This window comes from Winogradskya consettensis, assembly GCF_018332715.1.
GTDB lineage: Bacteria > Actinomycetota > Actinomycetes > Mycobacteriales > Micromonosporaceae > Actinoplanes > Actinoplanes consettensis.
Genome location: NZ_BOQP01000051.1, coordinates 174,526 through 197,669 on the forward strand (window position 1 = coordinate 174,526; position 23,144 = coordinate 197,669).

Consider the following 23,144-nt stretch of genomic DNA (forward strand, 5'->3'; position numbering starts at 1 on the left):
TGGAACGGTCCTCGGGAGCCTTGATGCCGGGAGCCTATGGGCGCCCTCGGAACCCCAACAACCCCTAGGCGACCCCTGCGGGCAGGGGTCGCCTCGATGATCAGGCGCCGCCGAGCTGCTGTTCGATGAACGAGATCAGCTCGTCGTCGGACGCCGCTTCCAGCGTGTCGTCCACCGAGCCGGCACCGGTTGCGGCCGGCGCCGCGGCCGTCCACTTCGACAGGAAGGACTGCAGCCGTACGGTGACCTTGGCGCGCGCGAGCGCATCGAACCCGGCACCCCCGAATGCCTCGTCCAGCTCCGCCAGCCGGGCCAGGAACGGGTCGACGCCGTCCTGCTCGCCGGACAGCTCGGCCCGCAGGTACCGGCCCACCGCCGCCGCGTCCGGGTGGTCGAACACCAGGCTCGCTGGCATGCTGAGCCCGGTCGCCGCGACGAGCCGGTTGCGCAGCTCGACCGCGGTCAGGGAGTCGAAGCCGAGGTCGTTGAACGCGCGCCCGGCCGGGACCCGGTCGATGCCGCTGTGCCGCAGCACGGCGGCCGCCTCGGTGCGCACCAGCCGTACCAGCAGGTCCGTCTGCTCGGTCGCGGACAGGCCCCGGATACGGCCGCGCAGCCCGTCGCCCGCGTCCCCGGCACCGCTCGGCACCTCCGCCTGCTCCCCGCCGCCGAGCTCCGCGAACAGCGGCGCGGGCCGGGTGGCGGTGAACGTCGCGAGGAACCGCGACCAGTCGATGTCGGCGACCGTCACACATTCCTCGCCGCCGTCGATCGCCTCGGCCAGCGCCGCCATCGCCCGCTGCGGGGTCAGCGGGGCCAGGCCGCGGCGGCGCAGGTAGTCGTCGGCCTCGGTGGACGCGGCCATGCCGGAACCGGCCCACGGTCCCCACGCGACGGAGGTGCCCGCCGCGCCCCGGGCCCGCCGGGTGCGGACGAGCGCGTCGAGATGGGCGTTGGCGGCGGCATACGCGGCCTGTCCCCCGCTGCCCCACACCCCGGCGATGGAGGAGAAGACCACGAACGCGTCGAGGTCCAGGGCGGCGGTCAGGGCGTCGAGGTGCTGGGCGCCGGCCACCTTGGCGTGCAGGGTCGCCGCGAACTCCGCCGGGGTGGTCGCCGCCAGCGTGGCCGCGTCGTTGACCCCGGCGGCGTGCACGACGCCGGTCAGGGGCAGGTCCGCCGGGATCGCCGCGAGCACACCGGCCAGCGCGTCCCGGTCGGTGACGTCCGCGGCCGCCACGGTGACCCGGGTGCCGAGGGCGGTCAGCTCGGCGGTGAGGTCGCTCATGCCGGGGGCTTGCGGGCCGCGACGGCCGAGCAGGACCAGGTGGGGTACGCCGCGCCCGGCGAGCCACCGCGCGACGTGGGCGCCGAGTGCGCCGGTGCCGCCGGTGAGCAGAACCGTACCCGTGGGGCGGTAACCGCCGCCTGCCTTGACGGGGGCCGGAGCCGGAAGCAGCCGCCGGGCCCGCAGGCCACCGGGGCGGATCGCCACCTGGTCCTCCTCGCCGGGGGCGGTCAGGAACGCCGCCAGCGCCTGCCCGTCGGCGTCGGCGAGGGTGCCGGGCAGGTCGACCAGGCCACCCCAGCGCCGCGGGTGTTCCAGCGCGGCCACCCGGCCCAGGCCCCAGATCTGCGCCTGCCGTGGCGCGGCGTCCGTGGCACCGGTCGCGTCGCGGGTCAGGCACCAGAGCGGGGCGTCCACGCCGGCATCGCCGAGCGCCTGGACGAGCGTCACCGTCCGGGTCGCGTCGGGCAGGACGGACAGCACGCGGGTCGCCGGGGTGAGCCCCCGGTTCCCCTTCAGGACGTCGCGGATGCGGCCGGCGGCTGTTGCCCGGTCGGCGCCGGTCGCGATCGTGACCTCGGTCAGCGTCGCCCCGGTCAGCGCCGTCCGCAGGTCCTGCGGCACCTCGCCGTCCGTGACCACGAGCCAGTTCCCGTCCGGTGCCGCCGCCACGGGGGCGGTGATGTCCGTCCAGTCCTCGCGGTAGCGCAGCCCGTCGGTGTTGTGCCCGAGGTCCGGCCAGTACCGCTCGCGCTGGAACGCGTACGGCGGCAGCGCCACCCGCGGCCCGGCCGGCAGGATCCCGGCCCAGTCCACCGGTACGCCGGCGACGTGCAGCGCTGCGACGGCGTCCAGCGGGCGGTCACCCCGGATCACGGTCTCACCGCCGTCCAGGCACCCCGCCGCCATCCCGGCGAGGACTCCCGACGGACCGACCTCCAGGAACGTCGTGACCCCCCGGGCGCTCAGCTCCGCGATGCCGTCAGCGAACCGAACAGCCTCACGCACCTGACGCACCCAGTAATCCGCATCCCACCCGTCCATCACCAACGGAATCGACGGCTGCGCATACTCGACCGTTTCCGCAACCGCCCGGAACTCCTCGAGCATCGGCTCCATCAACCGCGAATGGAACGCATGCGACACCTGAAGACGTTTCGTCCGCCTGTCCGTGGTCAAAGCTTCGATCGCCTCGACCGAACCCGACACCACCACCGACGTCGGACCGTTCACCGCCGCAACATCCAGCGTGTCGCCGACGATAGAACGAACATCCGCCTCAGAAGCCTCGATCGCCAACATGGCACCACCCGCAGGAAGCGCCTGCATCAAACGACCACGAGCAGACACCAACCTGATCGCATCATCCAGATCGAACACACCCGCCACATGCGCGGCAGCCAACTCACCGATCGAATGACCAAGCAGGAAATCGGGCGTGATGCCCCAGCTCTCGTACAGCCGGAACAACCCCACCTCGAACGCGAACAGGGCCAGCTGGGTGTGCTGCGTCTGATCGATGAGCTCCGTCTCGACGACCTTGTGAAGCGGGAATTCGGCCCGGGCGGCCACCGCGTCGAACGCGTCGGCGAACACCGGATGACGGTCGTACAGGTCGCGGACCATGCCCGGACGCTGGGCGCCCTGCCCGGTGAACAGTGCGGCGAGCGGGCCGTGGCCCGCCGTGCCGGTCAGCACCCCGGCCGCGGACGTTCCCTGGTCGAGGGCGGCGAGCCCGGCGAGCAGGCCTTCCCTGTCGGGCGCGACAACGGCAGCGCGTACGGGCAGGCTCGCCTGTACCGCGGCGAGGCTGCGGGCCACGGCGGTGAGGTCGCTCGCGGTCGCCGCCACCTCGCGCAGCCGTGCCGCCCGGGCGCTGAGTGCGGCGCCGGTGCCGGCCGACAGCAGCCAGGTGACCGGCCCGTCACCGGCCGCCGGCTCCTCCGCGGCGGGGGCCACGACGTCGCCCTGTTCCAGGATCACGTGCGCGTTGGTGCCGCTGAGACCGAACGAGGAGACGCCCGCCCGTCGCCGCGCGCCGTCCCACGGCTGGTTGGCGGTCAGCAGCCGCACGTCGCCGGCGGACCAGTCCACCTGCGGGGTCGGCTCGCCCACGTGCAGGGTCGCGGGCAGCACGCCGTGCCGCATCGCCATGACCATCTTGATCAGCCCGGCGACGCCGGCTGCGGCCTGGGTGTGGCCGATGTTCGACTTGACCGACCCGAGCCACAACGGCCGATCCCGATCCTGACCGTACGTGGCCAGCACCGCCTGCGCCTCGATCGGGTCACCGAGCCGGGTACCGGTTCCGTGCGCCTCGACAACATCCACGTCCGCCGGCTTCAATCCCGCCGACGCGAGCGCCTGCCGGATCACCCGCTGCTGCGAAGGACCGTTCGGCGCCGTCAGACCGTTGGACGCGCCGTCCTGGTTGATCGCGCTGCCCCGCACCACCGCGAGCACCTCGTGGCCGTTGCGGCGCGCGTCGGAGAGCCGCTCCACCAGCAGAACGCCGACGCCCTCACCCCAGCCCGTGCCGTCCGCGTCCGCGGAGAACGCCTTGCAGCGGCCGTCACCGGCCAGCCCGTCCTGCCGGGCGAACTCGACGAACGCGCCCGCCGTGGACATCACCGTCACACCACCGGCCAGCGCGAGGTCGCACTCCCCCGCCCGCAGCGACTGCGCGGCGAGATGCAGGGCGACCAGCGACGACGAGCAGGCCGTGTCCACGGTGACCGCCGGGCCTTCCAGGCCGAACACGTACGACACCCGGCCGGACAGCACCGCCGCCGCGTTGCCCGTGGAGGCATGCGACTCGACACCGGCGCCACCGGCCATGGCCAGCACCGCCGCATAGTCCTGGCCGTTGGTGCCGACGAAGACACCGGTGCGTGATCCGCGTACGGCGACCGGGTCGACACCGCCGCGCTCGAACGCCTCCCACACCGATTCCAGCAGCACCCGCTGCTGGGGATCCATGGCGAGCGCCTCCCGGGGCGACACCCCGAACAGCTCGGCGTCGAAGCCGGCCACATCGTCGAGGAAACCGCCCTCGACGGCGGGCAGGCCACCGGGCCAGCCCCGGTCCGCGGGCAGGGCGGTCAGCGCGTCCGTACCGCCGGCGACGAGCTCCCACAGGTCCTCCGGCGACGCCACGCCCCCGGGGAACCGGCAGGCCATCGCCACGACGACCACCGGATCACCGGCGTCCACCACGGCCGGGACAGCGTCGGCCGGGACCGCCGCTCCGGACGCGACCTGGCTCCGGGCGCCCAGGCGGTCGCGCAGATGCTCCACGAGCGCCGCCGGGGTCGGGTAGTCGAACACGAGCGTGGCGGGCAGCGGCACGCCGACCGCCTCGGTGAGCAGGTTGCGCAGCTCCACCGCGGTGAGCGAGTCGAAGCCGAGGTCACGGAACGCGCGCCCGGGCTCGATGGTGTCCCCGGTCGTATGGCCGAGCACCAGCGCGACCCGGCTGCGGATCAGCTCGAGCAGCTCCACGGCCGTGTGCCCGGCCGGACGGGCAGCCCGCTCCACGACCTGCGCGGGGGCCTCCACCGGAAGGAGCGGTTCGAGCAGCGGTCCACGCCGTCCGCCGGCGAGCCGGGGCCAGTCGACGTCCGCGATGAGCAGCACGGGCTCGGCGGAGGCGACGGCAGCACCGAACGCGGCGACCGCCTGCTCCGGTGGCAGCGCCGTGAACCCGCCCCGGTCGAGGCGCCGGCCGACCGTGCCGGTGTCCGCCATGCCACCCTCGGCCCACGGTCCCCAGGCGATCGACGTCGCGGCCAGGCCCCGGGCCCTGCGGTCCTGAGCGAGCGCATCCAGGTACGCGTTGGCCGCCGCGTAGTTCCCCTGCCCCGGACTGCCGATCGTCCCGGCCACCGACGAGAACAGGGCGAACAGCGGCAGCTCGAGATGCGCGGTGAGCGCGTCGAGGTGGTCGGCGGCCCGCGCCTTGGCAGCGAACACCGTCGTGAACTGGTCGGCGGTGAGCGACTCGAGGACCCCGTCGTCCACCACGCCCGCAACGTGCACGACACCGGCGAGCGGGAACTCCCCAGGAACCGCGGCGAGCGCGGCAGCCACCTGGTCCCGCTCGGACACGTCACACGCTGCCACGGTGACCCGCGCACCGAGCGCGGTCAGGTCAGCGGTCAGCTCCTCGGCCCCGGGCGCCTCCGGCCCGCCCCGGCTGAGCAGCAGCAGACTGGGAACGCCCGCCCCGGCCAGCCAGCGCGCCACCTGCCCACCGAGCGCGCCTGTGCCACCGGTGACCAGCACCGTCCCGTCCGGTGCGACGAACTCGGCACCGGAGCCCGGCGCCGCCGTCAACCGCCGCCCGTAGACACCGGCCGCCCTGATCGCGACCTGGTCCTCGTCGTGCCCGGCCAGCACCGCGGCGAGCCGGCGAGCGGCCCGCTCATCGAGCGTCTCGGGCAGGTCCGCGATGCCACCCCACAGGTGCGGCAGCTCGAGCGCGGCAACCTGCGCCACCCCCCAGACCTCCGCCTGCCCGGCCCGCCGGATCGGATCCGCGGGACCGGTCGTGACCGCACCGCGCGTCAGCAACCACACCGGGGCGACCAGCTCGGCCTCACCCAGCGCCTGCAGCAGGGCGGTCGCCGCAAGCCCACTGCCGGGCAACCCCACAACCCCACCGACCGTACGGTCCCCAGCCGCGGTCAGCAGCTCGTCGGCAATCCGCCAGCGATCGGCGTCACCCGGCACCCGCACCTCGATCACATCCACACCAGCACCCCGCAACGCCGCCACGACGTCATCCTCGGCGCCTTGTCCGGCCGCTACCACTACCCAGGTGCCCTCGGGCGCACCGGAGCTCGGGTCGAGGGGTTTCCAGGTGATCCGATGCCGCCAGCCGTCCAGAACATCCCGTTCGTGCAACCCGCGCCGCCACTCCGCCAGGGCGGGCAGCAGCGTGTCCCACTCCGTGGCCGCGCTCCCGAGCCGCAACGTGCCGGCCAGCGCGTCGAGGTTCCGCGTCTCGACCGCCTTCCAGAACCGGTTCTCCTCGGGATGCGCAGCACTCACCGCACGAACGGGCACAGCCCAGTAGTGGTCCCGCTGGAACGCATACGTCGGCAGCTCCACCCGACCCCCCGCCGGCAGCACCGCCGTCCAGTCCACCCGGACCCCGTTCACGTGCAGCTTCGCGACTGCCTCCAGCGGCCGATCACCGCGCACGACGACATCATCGGCGCCCAAACAGGTAGCCGCCATCCCGGCGAGCACACCCGACGGCCCCACCTCCAGGAACCTCGACACCCCCTGCGCGCTCAGCTGAGCGATGCCATCGGCAAAACGAACAGCCTCACGCACCTGACGCATCCAGTAATCCGCGTCCCACCCGCCCATGACGAGCGGAATCGACGGCTGCGCGTACTCGATCGTCTCAGCAACCGCACGGAACTCATCGAGCATCGGCTCCATCAACCGCGAATGGAACGCATGCGACACCTGAAGGCGTTTAGTCCGCTTGTCCGTGATCAAAGCGTCAACCGCCTCGACCGGACCGGACACCACTACCGACGTCGGACCGTTCACCGCCGCAACATCGAGTGTGTCGCCGACGATCGAACGAACCTCCGCCTCGGACGCTTCGATCGCCAACATCGCGCCACCAGCAGGAAGCGCCTGCATCAGACGACCACGAGCGGACACCAGCGTGATCGCATCATCCAGATCGAACACCCCGGCAACATGCGCGGCAGCAAGCTCACCGATCGAATGACCAAGCAAGTAGTCGGGCGTGATGCCCCAGCTCTCGTACAGGCGGAACAACGCCACCTCGAACGCGAACAAAGCGATCTGCGTGTGCTGCGTCTCGTGAACACGCTCGTCAGCGACAACCTCGTGCCGCGACGCCACCTCGTCATAGGCCTCGGCAAACACTGGGAACCGCTCGTACAGATCCGCGGCCATGTCCGGCGTCTGAGACCCCTGACCCGTGAACAACATCGCCAGTCGGCCGTCGCCCGAACGCCCGGTCACCACACCGGCGGCGGGCCGGTCCTCAGCGACCGCGGCCAGCCCCGCGGCAAAGCCCTCGACCCGATCGGCAATCACTACAGCCCGATACTCCAACGTCGCACGGGTCCGCACCAACGCCGCCGCAACCGCAGCCGAATGCCCGTAGTCCACAGTGATGAGTCGTTGAGCTTGCCCTCGCAAAGCTTCCGCAGACCGCCCCGACAACACCCACGCCGTCGGACCATCCAGAACCGGAACAACGGCCGCCGCCTCACCACCAGCCGGGGCCTGCTCGATGATCGTGTGCGCGTTCGTCCCACTGATCCCGAACGACGACACACCCGCCCGCCGGACACCGCTGTCCCACGACTGTGTTGACGTCAACAACTTGACGGCACCAGCCGTCCAGTCAACATGACCCGACGGCTCATCAACATGAAGCGTCGACGGCAACACACCATGCCGCATCGCCATGACCATCTTGATAATGCCCGCAACCCCGGCCGCGGCCTGAGTGTGCCCGATGTTCGACTTCACCGACCCCAGCCACAACGGCCGATCCCGTTCCTGACCGTAAGTAGCCAGCAGAGCCTGCGCCTCGATCGGATCACCCAGACGAGTACCCGTCCCATGACCCTCAACCACGTCCACATCCGACGCGTTCAACCCGGCCGAAGCGAGGGCCTGCCGAATGACGCGCTGCTGCGACGGACCATTCGGCGCCGTCAAACCATTCGACGCACCGTCCTGGTTGACCGCACTACCCCGAACAACCGCCAAAACCTCGTGACCATTGCGGCGAGCATCAGACATCCGCTCCACCAGAATGAGACCGGCACCCTCGGCCCAGCCCGTACCGTCAGCGGCACTGGCATAGGACTTGCAACGCCCGTCAGCGGCCAGCCCGTCCTGCCTTGCGAATTCCGCGAACACCTCCGGGCCGGCGATGACCGTGACGCCACCGACCAGCGCCATCTCACACTCGCCGTTACGCAGCGCCTGAGTAGCCCAGTGCAACGCGACCAGCGACGACGAACACGCCGTATCAACCGTCACCGCCGGACCTTCGAGACCGAACGTGTACGCCACCCGACCCGAGATCACACTGTCGGCCGTACCCGTCAAGCCATGCCCATCCAGTTCGGCGCCCACGCCGTACCCGGAATGGGAAGCACCCACGAACACACCCACCGGGCGCCCACGCAGCGACCGCGGGTCCACACCCGCCTGTTCGAAGGTCTCCCAGGAGACTTCGAGCAACAACCGCTGCTGCGGATCCATCGCCAGGGCCTCACGCGGCGAGATCCCGAACAGGCCCGCGTCGAACTGTGATGCGCTGTGCACGAACCCACCGAGCGGCGCGAACGAGGCCTCCGCCGGCACCTGCCAGCCACGGTCGTCGGGGAATCCTGAGACGCCCTCCTCGCCACCGAGGACGAGGCGCCACAGGTCCTCCGGCGACTGCACACCACCCGGGTAGCGGCAACCCATGCCGACGATCACGATCTCGTCGTCCACCACGGGCAGAACCGAGCGGACCGCGACATCGGCGGGCGTCGGCTCCTCGCCCAGGCCCAGCGCGGTCAGCAGGTTCCCGGCCAGCTCCACCGGCGTGGGGTAGTCGAACACCAGCGACGCGGGCAGCCGCAGTCCGGTGGCCCCGGCGAGTACGGTGCGCAGCTCCACGGCGGTGATCGAGTCGAAGCCGAGCTCGCGGAAGGCGGTGCCGGGTTCGATCGCGGCGCTGTCCGCATAGCCGAGGACGGCGGCGGCGCGGGACCGGACCAGGTCGAGGATGCTCGCGCGGCGTTCGGCCGGCTGCAGACCCGCGAGTCGCTGAGCGAGCTCACCACCCGGAGTCCCGGAGCCGGTGTGTCCGGCATCCGGCTGTGCTGCAGCGGGCAGGTCGGCGAGCAGGGGGCTCGGCCGGTTCGCGGTGAACGCGCCGGCGAACACCGGCCAGGTCACGTCCGCCACGGTCACCGTCGCGTCGCCGTGGTCGACCGCACCGGCGAGTGCGGCGATCGCACGTTCCGGCGCCAGCGGGTTGAGGCCTCGACGGCGCAGGTACGCATCGGTGTCACCGGACGCGGCAAGCCCCGCCCCGGACCACGGCCCCCAGGCGACCGCCAGGCCGGTACGGCCCCGGGCGTGCCGGGCTTCGATCAGCGCGTCCAGGTGCGCGTTGGCGGCCGCGTAGGCGGACTGGCCGCCGCTGCCCCAGACACCCGCGATGGACGAGAACACCACGAACAGGGCGGCGTCATCGAGCAGCTCGTCGAGATGGTCCGCACCGGCCGTCTTGGCGTCGAGGACCTCAGCGAACTCCTGCGCCGTCGTGTCCCGCAGCGGCGTCGACCCGGAGATGCCGGCGGTGTGCACGACACCGGTCGGCCGGTACTCGTCGACGACCCGGGCGAGCTGGTCGCGGTCCGCGACGTCACAAGCCACGGCGGTCGCGCGGGCACCGGCCGCGGTCAACTCGGCGATCAGCTCGTCCGCCCCGGGCGCCGCGGGTCCGCGACGGCTGAGCAGCACCACATGCCCCGCACCGTGTTCCACCAGCCATCGGGCCACCTCGGCACCGAGCGCCCCGGTGCCACCGGTGACGAGCACGGTCCCGGTGACGGTCCCGGCGGCTGTCCCGGTCCGGCGGCCGGTCAGTGGTGCGGGCCGGAGGCGGCGGGCGAGGACGCCGGTGCCGCGGATCGCGATCTGGTCCTCGGTCCTCTGGGCGAGCACGGAGGCCAGCCGGTCTCCCGCTCGCCGGTCGAACTTCTCCGGCAGGTCGATGAGGCCACCCCAGCGCCGGGGTGCCTCGAGTGCCGCGACCCGGCCCAGACCCCAGATCTGCGCGAGGCCGGGGCGCGGCGCGGAGTCGTTCCCGGCGGCCGCGACCGCTGCCCGCGTGGCTATCCACAGTGGTGCGTCGGTGTCGGCGTCTTCGAGCGCCTGCACGAGTGCCAGTGCTTCCTGGGCGTCGGCCGGCATCCCGAGCAGCCCCGCCGGATGCTCGCCCTCCGCCAGCGCGTTCAGCAGCAGCTCGGCGATGAGGTACCGGTCAGGCATCGCGGGCAGTTCGAGGAGGCGGACAGTGGCGCCGTGCCCGGCGAGAGCGGCACCGAGGCCCGCGCCCGCGGGGGAGCCCGCGGGGGAGCCCGCGGGGGTGAGGACGAGCCAGATGCCGGTCAGGTCCGCGGTGGGGAGGGCGGGCAGACGGTGCCAGTGGATGTTGTAGCGCCAGGAGTCCAGTTCGGCTGTCTCGTGGCGGGTGCGGCGCGAGTCGGCGAGCGTGGCCAGTGCCGGGGCGGGGTCGAGCCAGAAGCGTTCGCGGTGGAATGCGTACGTCGGGAGATCGATGATCGTGCCGCCGCTGATCGTACGGTCCCAGGCGATGTCCGTGCCGGCGGCGAACAGCCGGGCGGCTGCCGCGAGGGGCCGGTCGCCGCGCACCACGATCTCGTCACCGGTCAGGCACGTCGCCGCCATGCCCGTGAGCACGCCCGATGGCCCGATCTCGACGAACTTGACAACTCCCCGGCCGGCCAGGTGCGCCACACCGTCGGCGAACCGCACCGCCTCGCGCACCTGCCGCACCCAGTAGTCCGCGTCCCACCCGTCCATCACCAACGGAATCCGCGGCTCAGCGTAAGTGACCGTTTGAGCAACAGCCCGGAACTCCTCGAGCATCGGCTCCATCAACCGCGAATGGAACGCATGCGACACCCGCAGCCGCTTCGTCCGCCTATCCGTCCTCAGCGCCTCGATCGCCTCGACCGAACCCGACACCACCACCGAGGTCGGACCGTTCACCGCCGCAACATCCAGTGTGTCGCCGACGATCGAACGAACCTCCGCCTCAGAAGCCTCGATCGCCACCATGCCACCACCCGCAGGAAGCGCCTGCATCAAACGACCACGAGCAGACACCAACCTGATCGCATCATCCAGATCGAACACACCCGCAACGTGCGCGGCAGCCAACTCACCGATCGAATGACCCAGCAGGAAGTCCGGAACGATCCCCCAGCTCTCGTACAAGCGGAACAACGCCACCTCGAACGCGAACAGAGCAATCTGCGTGTGCTGCGTCTCGTGAACACGCTCATCCGAAACGACCTCGTGCCGCGACGTAACCTCGTCATAGGCAGCGGCGAAGACCGGGAAACGCACGTAAAGATCAGCGGCCATTCCCGGCGTCTGAGACCCCTGGCCCGTGAACAACATCGCCATCGGACCGGCGACGACGGCCCCACCGGCCTCACCCGCGATGACAGCGTCAAGACCAGCGAGCAACGCCTCCCGCCCTGCCCCGGCAACAGCCGCACGCCGGTCCAACACCGAACGCGCCGAGATCAGCGTCCGCGCCACGTCCAACTCCGACACGCCGCCGTCGAGCACGAACTCCCGCAGCCGCCGCGCCTGCTCCACCAGCGCCGGCGCGGTCCGCGCGGACAGCACCCACGGCACGACAGCACCCGAAGGCTCAGTGTCAGCCGGCACGACAGCACCCGAAGGCTCAGTGCCGGCCGGCACGACGGGAGGAGCGGCTTCGAGGACCGCGTGCGCGTTCGTCCCGCTGATCGCGAACGACGAGACCGCCGCCCGCCGGGGCCGCCCCCGCTCGGGCCACGCGACCGCGTCGGTGAGCAGCCGGACGTCGCCGGTCTCCCAGTCCACGTGCGGGGTCGGCTCGTCGATGTGCAGCGTGGCAGGCAGAACCCCGTGCCGCATGGCCATGACCATCTTGATGACGCCGGCGACACCGGCGGTGGACTGGGTGTGGCCGATGTTGGACTTGAGCGAGCCGAGCCAGAGCGGGTTGCCGGCGGCGCGCTCCTGCCCGTACGTGGCCAGGACCGCTTGTGCCTCGATCGGGTCGCCCAGCGCGGTGCCGGTCCCGTGTGCCTCGACCACGTCGACGTCGGCGGGTGTCAGCCGGGCGGCGGCGAGCGCCTGCCGGATGACGCGCTGCTGCGCGGGGCCGTTCGGGGCGGTGAGGCCGTTGGAGGCGCCGTCGGAGTTGACGGCGGTGCCCCGGACGACGGCGAGGATCCGGTGGCCGTTGCGGCGGGCGTCGGAGAGGCGTTCGAGGACGAGCATGCCGACGCCTTCGGACATGCTGGTGCCGTCGGCGGCCGCGGCGAACGGCTTGCACCGCGCGTCGTCGGCTAGTCCGCGCTGCCGGCTGAACGACGTGAAGATGCCGGGCTGGGTGATGACGGCGACGCCACCGGTGAGGGCGAGCTCGCACTCACCGCGGCGCAGCGACTCGACGGCCAGGTGCAGGGCGACGAGCGACGAGGAGCAGGCGGTGTCGATGGTGACGGCCGGGCCCTCGAAGCCGAACTGGTACGCGATCCGGCCGGACATGACGCTGCTGGCGCTGCCGGTGAGCAGGTGGCCCTCGATGCCGTCGGGCAGCGGGACGTTGATGCCGTAGTGCGAGGCGGCGCCGCCGATGAACACGCCGGTCGCGGTGCCGCGCAGCGACAGCGGTGCCATCCCGGCGCGTTCCAGGGCCTCCCACGACGCTTCCAGGAGCAGGCGTTGCTGCGGGTCCATGGCCAGTGCCTCGCGCGGGGAGATGCCGAACAGGCGCGCGTCGAACGTGTCGGCGCCGTCGACGAAGCCGCCCGAGCGCACGTACGAGGTGCCGTCGCGGTCCGGGTCGGGGTCGTAGAGCGCGTCGAGGTCCCAGCCGCGGTCGGCGGGGAACGGGGTGATCGCGTCCCCGCCGTCGCTGACGAGCCGCCACAGGTCCTCGGGGCTGGTCACGCCGCCGGGCAGCCGGCAGCTCATGGCGACGATGACGACCTCGTCGTCCAGGACGCGGGCCGGGGCGACCGGTGCGGGCACTACCGCGGGCGCCGTCCCGGCGAGCCGCTCCACCAGGAACGCCGCGAGCGCTGCCGGGTTGGGCTGGTCGAACACGACGGTGGCGGGCAGCCGGGTGCCGGTGGCGGCCGTGAGCCGGTTGCGCAGTTCGACCGAGGTCAGCGAGTCGAAGCCGAGGTCGCGGAACGCCTGGTCGGCGCGGACGTGCTCGGCGTCGGCGTGACCGAGCACCGCGGCGGCGGTATCGCGGACCAGGTCGAGCAGGAGTCGCCGGCGGTCGGCGTCGTCGAGGCGGGCGACGCGGTCGGCCAGCGGGCTGCCGGTGGCCGCGGCGGTCGCGGCGCGGCGCAGCTTCGGCCGGACGAGACCGCGCAGCAGCGGCGTGGGTTCGCCCGGCGCGGCACGCAGCGCGGCGAGGTCGACAACGGTGGGGACCAGTGCCGGCCGGGACAGGGTCAGCGCCCGGTCGAACAGGGCGAGGCCGAGGCCGGACTCCAGGCTGCCCCCGATCCGCGCCACCTCGCGGTCGTCGAGTCCGCCGGCCATTCCGGCGGCGTCCGCCCACAGTCCCCAGCCCAGCGACAGTGCGGGCAGACCTGCCGCGCGCCGGAGCGAGGCGAGACCGTCCAGGTAGGCGTTGGCGGCCGCGTAGTTGGCCTGCCCCGGCGAGCCGAAGGTCGCCGACGCCGACGAGAACGTCACGAACCAGGCCAGGTCAAGTCCGAGAGTCAATTCATGGAGGGTACGCGCGGCGCCCGCCTTGGCCGCCCACACGCGGTCGACGCGTTCCGGGGTCATCGACGCGAGCACGCCGTCGTCGAGAACACCGGCGCAGTGCAGAACACCGGTCAGCCGTACGCCCTCCAGCAGCTCGCGCACCGCACCGGCATCCGAGACGTCACACGCCACCACGCGGGCCGTGGCACCCAGGTCCGCGAGGCGTCGCACCAGGTCCTCGCCGCCGCCACCGCGGCTGACGAGCAGCAGATCGCGGACTCCGTGCGTACGGACGACGTGTTCGGCGAACAGCCCACCCAGCAGGCCCGTCCCACCCGTGATCAGCACCGTCCCCGCCGGATCCACCGGCACCGGCAGCGTGAACACGTTCTTGCCCACGTGACGGGCCTGGCTGATGTGCCGGTACGCGGCGACGGCGTCGCGGACATCCCACGCCCGGATCGGTGACAGGGACAGCTGACCGTCAGCGAACAGCACCGCGACCCGGGCCTGCATCTCCTGCAGCCGGTCATGGTCCACCAGCGTCAGGTCGAACGCCCGGTACGCGACGCCGGGATGCGCGTCCGCCACGGACTCCGCGGTCCGCAGGTCGGCCTTGCCCAGCTCGATGAACCGTCCACCGGCGCGCAGCAGCCCCAGCGACGCGTCGACGTACTCACCGGCCAGGGAGTTGAGCACCACGTCCACGGCGGGGAAGGAGTCGGCGAAACCCAGGTCCCGCGACGAGGCGATGTGCGCGTCGTCGAGGCCCATGCCGCGCAGCACGTCCCACTTGGCGGGGCCGGCCGTGGCGTACACCTCGGCACCCCGCAACCGGGCCAGCTGGACGGCGGCCATGCCGACACCACCGGCCGCGGCGTGGATCAGCACCCGCTCGCCGGCCTCGAGGGCGGCCAGGTCGTACAGGCCGTACCAGGCGGTGAGGTACGCCGTGGACACGGATGCGGCCTCGGCGAACGTCCATCCGGCGGGCATCGGGGTGAGCAGCCGCCGGTCGGTGACGGCGAGCGGGCCGAACGCGCCGAAGAAGGAGCCGAAGACCCGGTCGCCGACCGCGAGGCCGGTGACGTCGGCGGCCACCTCGGCCACGACGCCGGCGCCCTCGGAGCCCATCAGCGCCGGTTCCGGGTACATGCCGAGCGCCATGAGCACGTCGCGGAAGTTGATGCCGGCCGCGCGCATCGCGACCCGGACCTGGCCGGGGGCGAGCTCGGCGCCGGCGTCCGGTGCCGGGACCAGCGCGAGGTGGTCGAGGCTGGTGCCCCCGGCCACGTCGAGCCGCCAGCTTCCGGTGCCGGGAACGCGAAGCCCGGCCGCCGCCTGGGCGTGCGCCAGACGGGGCACCCAGACCTTGCCGTCGCGCAGGGCCAGCTGCGGCTCGCCGAGGGCGGCGGCAGCGGACAGCGCCGCACGGGAGGCGTCGGTGTCGTCGAGATCGACCAGTACCAGGCGGCCGGGGTTCTCGGTCTGCGCGCTGCGCAGCAGCCCCAGCGCCGCGGCGGCACCCGGATCGCGCACCGGCTCCGCGGCGGGCACCGCGTGCGTGGAGACCACGACCAGCGGCGCCCCGGCGTCCCGGTCGTCCGCGAGCCATTCCTGCACGGTCGTCAGCGCCGCGCGGGTTGCCCCGGCGTCATCCGTTTGCGGGGGCAGCTCGAAGATCGAGGTCACATCGGTGGTGGCGGTGGGCAGGTCGCCCGGCAGGGGGGACCAGTCGACGGCGAACAACGTGTGGTGCAGCGCCGCATCGGCGTCGGTGGCCGGCATCGGGGCCGCGCGCAGCACCAGCCGCTCAACGGTGGCCACCTCGGCACCCGTCTCGTCGGCGAGCGCGACGGCGACCGCGTCCGGGCCGGCCGGGGTCAGCCGCACCCGCAGCGTCCGGGCCCCGGCGGCGGCCAGCGTGACACCGGTCCAGGCGAACGGCAGTGCGGGGCCGGTACCGCTGACGAACCCGCCCGCGGCGATGGCGTGCAGGGCGGCGTCCAGCAGCGCGGGGTGCAGCCCGTAGCCCTGATCGGCGACGGAATCCGGCAGCGTGGCTTCCGCGTACACGATGCCGTCGGCACTGCGCCAGGCCCGGCGCAGACCCTGGAAGGCCGGGCCGTAGCCGAAGCCTGACCCGGTCGCGTCGTAGTCCCCGGCCCCGGGGATCGGCTCGGCGCCGGCAGGCGGCCAGGAGGCCACCGCGAACGGCTGCGGGGCGGCGGCGTGCGTGGTGAGGGCGCCGTGGGCGTGCCGGGTCCAGGGGGCGTCGTTGTCGGGTCGCGAGTGCACCGAGACCGTACGGGCCCCGGCGTCGTCGGGTGCGCCGACGGCGACCTGCAGCTGCGGGCCACCGTTCACGGGTAGGGCCAGCGGCGCCTCGATGGTGAGCTCGTCCAGCACGACGGCGCCGGTGAGCCGGCCGGCGTGCAGGGCCAGCTCGACGAACGCGGTGCCGGGCAGCAGCACCCGGTCGAGAACGACGTGGTCGGCGAGCCACGGGTGGGCCGCGATGCCGAGCCGGCCCGTGAGGATCAGTCCGTCGTCGTCGGCGCGGGACACCGCGGCGGCGACCAGCGGGTGCCCGGCGGCGGCCTGCCCGGCGGACGCGGGGTCACCGGCGGGCAGACCCGGCAGCGGCCAGAAACGCTCGTGCTGGAACGGGTACGTCGGCAGCGGCGCCACCGGCGACTCCGGCACCACCGCGGTCCAGTCCACGGCGACACCCGACGTCCACAGGCCGGCAACGGCCCGCAGCAGCGCGGGGCGGTCCGCCACGCCGGCGGGCACGACGGTGAGGTTGCCGGCCCGTGCGTACGCGTCAGCCGCTTGCGCCGTGCGAGGGTTCGGCTCGGCCCAGTACCCGGCGTCGAGCAGGCTCCCGTCGAGGGAACCCCCGGTGACGCCCGACAGGAACGGGGTGTGCCCGGACGCGGGTGCGAGGCTACGCAGAGCAGCGATGACGTCGTCACGCCCCGTGCCGTACGCGGCGACCACGGCAGCACCCTCGGCGACCGTGAGGGCTCCGCAGGCCACCGCCGCGGCGATCTCCCCGTCGCCGTCCCCGGCGTACGCGGCGATGGGCACGCCGAGCTCCGCCCACGCCTGCGCCAGCGCCACGTTGCCGGCCCAGCGGACAGCGCGGGCGACCAGCGGCTCCGTGGCGGGCACGCCGAGCACCGGCTCCGTGGCGGGCGCGCCGAGCACCGGGAAGTCGAAGTGGGCGGCGCACTCGTGCAGCAGTTCGGTGTACCGGGGTGACAGTTCGGCGGGAACCGCGGTGCCACTGCCCGCGAGGACCAGCACGATGCCGTCGCGGCCGGTGGCGGAGACGGTGCCCGCCGGGGCCGACCCGTCGGCCACGGCTGCCAGGCCGGCGCGCAGGGACGCCGTGTCACCGGCCACGACCACGGCACGCTCGCCGAGTGCGGCACGGCTGGTGACGAGCGTCCTTGCCAGCGCCGCGGGGCCCGCGGTCACGTCCAGCAACCGCTCGGCCTGGTCACGCAGCGCCTGTGGCGAGGCCGCGGACAGCACGTACGGCAGCGGCCCGGCTGGGCTCTCGGCAGCCACCGCGCCAGCCGCTTCGGGCGCTTCCTCGATGATGACGTGTGCGTTGGTGCCGCTCATCCCGAACGAGGACACACCAGCACGCCGGATCCGGTCGCCTGCGTGCCAGGTACGCGGTTCCGTGAGCAGCTCGACCGCACCCATCGACCAGTCGACGTGCGGTGTCGGCGCATCAACATGCAACGTGCGCGGCAACTCGCCGTGCCGCATCGCCATCACCATCTTGATGACACCCGCAACACCCGACGCCGCCTGCGTATGACCGATGTTCGACTTCACCGACCCCAACCACAACGGATCACCGACACGATCGCGGCCATACGTGGCCAGCAACGCCTCCGCCTCGATCGGGTCACCCAGCGTGGTGCCGGTTCCGTGCGCCTCCACCACATCAACGTCCGCAGCCGACAGATCGGCGACAGCCAGGGCCTGCCGGATGACGCGCTGCTGCGAAGGACCGTTCGGGGCGGTCAGGCCGTTCGAGGCGCCGTCCTGGTTGACCGCGCTACCGCGTACCACGGCAAGAATTTCATGGTTGTTGCGCTGCGCATCCGACAACCGCTCCACCAGCAGCAGACCGACACCCTCACCCCAACCCGTGCCATCAGCAGCCGCCGCGAACGCCTTGATCCGACCGTCCGCCGCCAACCCACGCTGACGACTGAACTCGGTGAAGATACCCGGCGTGGAGATGACCGCGACACCACCGGCAAGCGCCAGGTCGCACTCCCCCGACCGCAACGCCTGCGCGGCCAGATGCAACGCCACCAACGATGAGGAGCATGCGGTGTCGACCGTGACGGCCGGTCCTTCAAGGCCGAACGAGTACGAGATCCGGCCGGACACCACACTCGCCGAACTACCCGTTGCCAGATAGCCGTCCGTGTCCGAGCCACCATTCGCCACCAGCGCGAGATAGTCCTGGCTGTTCGTGCCGATGAACACGCCGGTCCGGCTACCCGCCATCCCGCGCGGGTTCATCGACGCACGTTCGAACAACTCCCACGACGCCTCGAGCAGCAGACGCTGCTGCGGATCCATCGCCACCGCCTCACGCGGCGAGATCCCGAACAACGAAGCGTCAAAACCCGCGACGTCGGCGAGGAAACCACCCGCCTGCGTGTACGACGTACCCGGCCGGTCCGGGTCCGGATCGTACAGCGCGCCCAGGTCCCAGCCCCGGTCGGACGGGAACTCGCTGACCGTGTCGATGCCACCGGTGACGACCCGCCACAGCTCCTCGGGCGAGGTCACCCCGCCGGGATAGCGGCAGGTCATCGCCACGATGGCGATCGGTTCATCGGTGCGGATCGCGACCATTGCCGGCAGTGCGGCCTCGGGGGCGGCGGTGGCGGCCGACCGGCGTCGGAGGTGGTCCGCGAGCGCGGCCGGAGTGGGGTGGTCGAAGACGAGCCCCGCTCCCAGCGTCAGTCCGGTCCGCGCCATGAGCCGGTTGCGCAGCTCGACCGCGGTGAGCGAGTCGAAACCCAGGTCCTTGAACGGTTTTCCGGACTCCACCGCGGCCACGTCGGGGTAGCCAAGGACGGCGGCGGCTTCCGTGCGGACGAGCGTGAGGGCGGCGGGCCCGCTGAGCAGTGGCACGGCGATCTCCGCCGCGGCGGGTGCTTCCGGTTCCCCGCCGGGCAGCTCGGCGAAGAGCGGGCTGGGCCGTACGGCGCTGAACGCGGGCCGGGCCACCTCCCAGTCGACGTCCACGATGACGGAGGTCGCCCGGTCATGGGCGAGGGTCCGGTCCAGCGCGGCGATCGCGACGGCGGGCTCCAGCGGGCGCAGGCCCCGGCGGCGCAGGAACTCCTCGCCGTCGCCGTCGTCCAGCATGCCGCCGCCTGCCCAGGGGCCCCACGCGACGGCCGTGGCGGGCTTCCCGGCGGCCCGCCGGCGCTCGGCGAGGGCGTCCAGGAACGCGTTCGCCGCGCTGTAGGCGATCTGGCCGCCGCCGCCCCAGACGCCGGCGATGGAGGAGAACAGCACGAACGCGTCGAGGTCGCCGGTCAGCCGATCGAGATTGTCCGCACCGTCCACTTTGGCGCGTAGCGCGGAGGCGAGCCGGTCCGCGTCGATGTCCGCGAGCGCGCCGCTGTCGTTCGCCCCGGCGGCGTGCACGACGGCCCGCAACGGGAACTCGGCGGGGACCGCCGCCAGCACCCCGGCCAGCTCATCCCCATCGGCCACATCACAGGCCACCACGGTCACCCGGCAACCGGACGCCTCAACGTCGGCCACGAGCTCCGCGACACCCGGCGCGTCCGGGCCACGACGCCCGACGAGCAGAATGTGCTCGGCACCTCGCCCGGCGAGCCAGCGCGCGACGTGGCCGCCCAGAGCACCCGTGCCACCGGTCACCAGCACGGTCCCCCGGGGCTGCCAGGAGTCCTCCGGCGCGGGCCCGGTGAGGACGTGGGTGACCAGGCGGCGGACGTGGGCGGCTCCAGCCCGTACGGCGACCTGATCCTCGGTGCCGGTGAGCACGGCCGTGAACCGCCGGGCGGTGTCGTCGTCGAGCGTGGCGGGCAGGTCGATCAGGCCGCCCCAGCGGGCCGGTTCCTCCAGGGCCAGCGCGCGGCCGGCGCCCCAGAGCAGCGCGCCCGCCGGGTCGGGGGTCTCGCCCGGGGTGACCGCGACCGCCTGCCGGGTCACGGCCCAGAGCGGCACGTCACGGCCGGCTTGCGCGAGGGTACGGACGACAGCGACCGCCGCCAGCGTGCTGAACGGCACCGGCCGCAGCTCCTCGCCGGCCGCGGCCACCAGCACGATGCCCGCGGGCGCCGGATCGAGCAGCGCCCGTTCGAGCAGCACCGGATCGAGCTCCGAAGTGGTCAGTGCGACCACGAGCGGGGAGGCACCCGCTTCCCGCAGCGCGTCGGTGACGTCGTCGGACGCGGCGCCGGGTGCGGTGAGGACCAGCCAGGTGCCGGTCGGTGAGGCCGTGCCGGGTTCGTCGAGCCTGCGCCAGAGGACCTGCTGCCGGCGGCCGTGGTCGACGTCCGCGGTGGCGTCCTTCGGCGGGTCCAGCCAGTAGCGGTCGCGCTGAAACGCGTACGTGGGCAGCGCCGTCCCCGCCGGCCGCTCCCCGAGCAGCGCGGGCCAGTCGAGTACGCCGCCGGAGGCCGCGTACCGGGCGACGGTGTCGAGCAGTGTGCCGGTCTGCTCGCGTCCGCGCCGGGCCACCGCCGTGACCAGCACATCGTCCCGGCCGTCGAGGCACAGCCGGGCCATACCGGCGAGGACGGCGTCCGGCCCGGCCTCGACGAACCGGGTGGTGCCGTGCGCGGCCAGCCAGTCGATACCGTCGGCGAAGCGGACGGCGGAACGTACGTGGCGTACCCAGTGGTCGGCGGTGAAGCGGGTGACCGGCTCGCCGGTGAGATTGCCGATGACGGGTACGCGCGGCGCCTGGTACGCGATCCGCTCGGCGACCCGGCGGAACGGCTCCAGCATCGGATCCATGTGCGCGGAGTGGAACGCGTGCGACACCCGTAGCCGGCCGACCCGGCGTCCCCGGTCGGTCCAGTGCTCGGCGAGCGCCTCGACGGCGTCGGCGTCCCCGGAGACCACCACGGCGCGGGGACCGTTCACGGCGGCGATACCGGCGCGGCCCGTATGGGCGGCCAGCATCGCGGTCACCTCCGCCTCGGTCGCCTCCACGGCGAGCATCGCGCCGCCGGCCGGCAGCGCCTGCATGAGCGCGCCACGCGCGGCGACCAGCGCCACCGCCTCGTCGAGGGTCATCACGCCGGCCACGTGCGCGGCGGCGAGCTCGCCGACCGAGTGGCCGAGCAGGAAGTCGGGTCGTACGCCCCAGGACTCCAGGAGGCGGAACAGGGCCACCTCGTACGCGAACAGGGCGATCTGGGTGTGCCGGGTCTCGTGGATCCGCTCGTCCGACACGATCTCCGCCCGCTCGGCGACCGCGTCGTGGGCGCCGGCGAACACGGGGAACCGCTCGTAGAGATCCGCGGCCATGCCCGGCGCCTGAGACCCCTGGCCGGTGAACAGTACGGCGGTGCGGCCGGGTGCGGCTACGCCCCGTACCAGCTGCGGGGCGGTGCCACCGGCAGCGAGCGCGTCGAGCGCGGTCAGGGCGGCCAGCCGGTCCGGGGCCAGCACGACGGCGCGGTGCTCCAGGTGGGCGCGGGTGGTGGCGGCCGCGTACGCGACACCGGCCAGGTCCAGACCGGGGTCGGCGCCGAGGAAGGCGCGCAGCCGGGCCCCCTGCGCGGCGAGCGCGGGGGCGGTGCGCCCGGACACCAGCAGGGGTACGGCACCCGCCAGCACCGGCGGGGCGGGGGCCCGCGTCACGGGCTCCACGGGTGGCGCCTGCTCGATGATCGCGTGCGCGTTCGTACCGCTGATGCCGAACGACGAGACGGCGGCGCGCCGGGCCCGCCCGGTCTCCGGCCACGGCCGCGCCTCGGTGAGCAGCTCGATGCCGCCGGCCGACCACGGAACGTCGGGGTTGGGGGCGTCGACGTGCAGCGTCCGCGGTACGACGCCGTGCCGCATCGCCTGCACCATCTTGATGATCCCGGCGACGCCCGAGGCGGCCTGGGTGTGCCCGATGTTCGACTTGAGCGAGCCGAGCAGCAGCGGCCTGCCCGAGGCCCGGTCCTTTCCGTATGCCGCCCACAGCGCGTGGGCCTCGATGGGGTCACCGAGCACGGTGCCGGTGCCGTGGCCCTCGACCACGTCGATGTCGTCCGGCAGCAGCTGCGCCCCGGCGAGCGCCGCCCTGATGACGCGCTCCTGCGAGGGGCCGTTCGGGGCGGTCAGGCCGTTGGAGGCGCCGTCCTGGTTGACCGCGCCGCCGCGGACCAGCGCGAGCACCTCGTGCCCGAGGCGCCGCGCGTCGGACAGCTTCTCGACCAGCAGCAGGGCCACGCCCTCGGACCACCCGGTGCCGTCCGCGCCCGCGGCGAAGGACTTGCACCGCCCGTCCGGCGCGAGCCCGCCCTGACGGGAGAACTCGGCGAACACGCCCGGGGTGGGGATGACCGCGACGCCGCCGGCCAGCGCCATCGTGCACTCGTCGTTCCGCAGCGCCTGCACGGCGAGGTGCAGCGCCACCAGCGACGAGGAGCACGCGGTGTCGATCGTGACGGCCGGACCCTCCAGCCCCAGCGTGTAGGCGACCCGGCCGGAGATGACGCTGTTGGCGCTGCCGGTGAGCAGGTGACCGGCGATCTCCGGATGGCCGGCGCCGAAGCCGTACCCGGAGGTGGACGCGCCGACGAAGACACCGGTGCGGCTGCCGTGCAGCGACTGCGGGTCGATCGCCGCGTGCTCGACGGTTTCCCAGGCGGCCTCCAGCAGGAGCCGCTGCTGCGGGTCCATCGCGAGCGCCTCACGCGGGGAGATGCCGAACAGGCTCGCGTCGAACGTGTCGGCGTCGTGCACAAAACCGCCGAGCCGCGCGTACGGTCCGTCGGTGTCGTCCCATCCCCGGTTCTGCGGGAACGGGCCGATCGCGTCGACGCCGCCGGCGACGAGGCGCCACAGGTCGGCGGGCGAGGCGACGCCGCCGGGCAGCCGGCAGCTCATGCCGACGATGGCGATCGGCTCCCTGGCGGCCTCCCGGAGCACACGGTTCTGCTTGCGCAGCCGTTCGGTCTCCTTCAGCGAGGCGCGCAGCGCTTCGACCGTTTTCTCCGCGCGGTCGCTCATCGGTGTCCTCCTGGCTTGGTCCGGCTCACGAGACGTCGTTCTCCGGGCGATC

General features: G+C 73.1%; 1 protein-coding gene. It reads right to left on the reverse strand.

All coding sequences use genetic code 11. The features are described 5' to 3' along the window. Nucleotides 1-100: 100 nt before the first annotated feature. Nucleotides 101-23,092: a type I polyketide synthase gene (locus tag Aco04nite_RS40685; RefSeq protein WP_213002519.1), complete on the reverse strand. Its 22,992-nt coding sequence runs from the start codon at nucleotides 23,090-23,092 to the stop codon at nucleotides 101-103. Nucleotides 23,093-23,144: the final 52 nt, after the last annotated feature.

What these genes read in the sequence shown, in the direction of transcription:
- Aco04nite_RS40685 (WP_213002519.1), bottom strand. Translation starts at nt 23,092, where the DNA reads ATGAGCGACCGCGCGGAGAAAACGGTCGAAGCGCTGCGCGCCTCGCTG.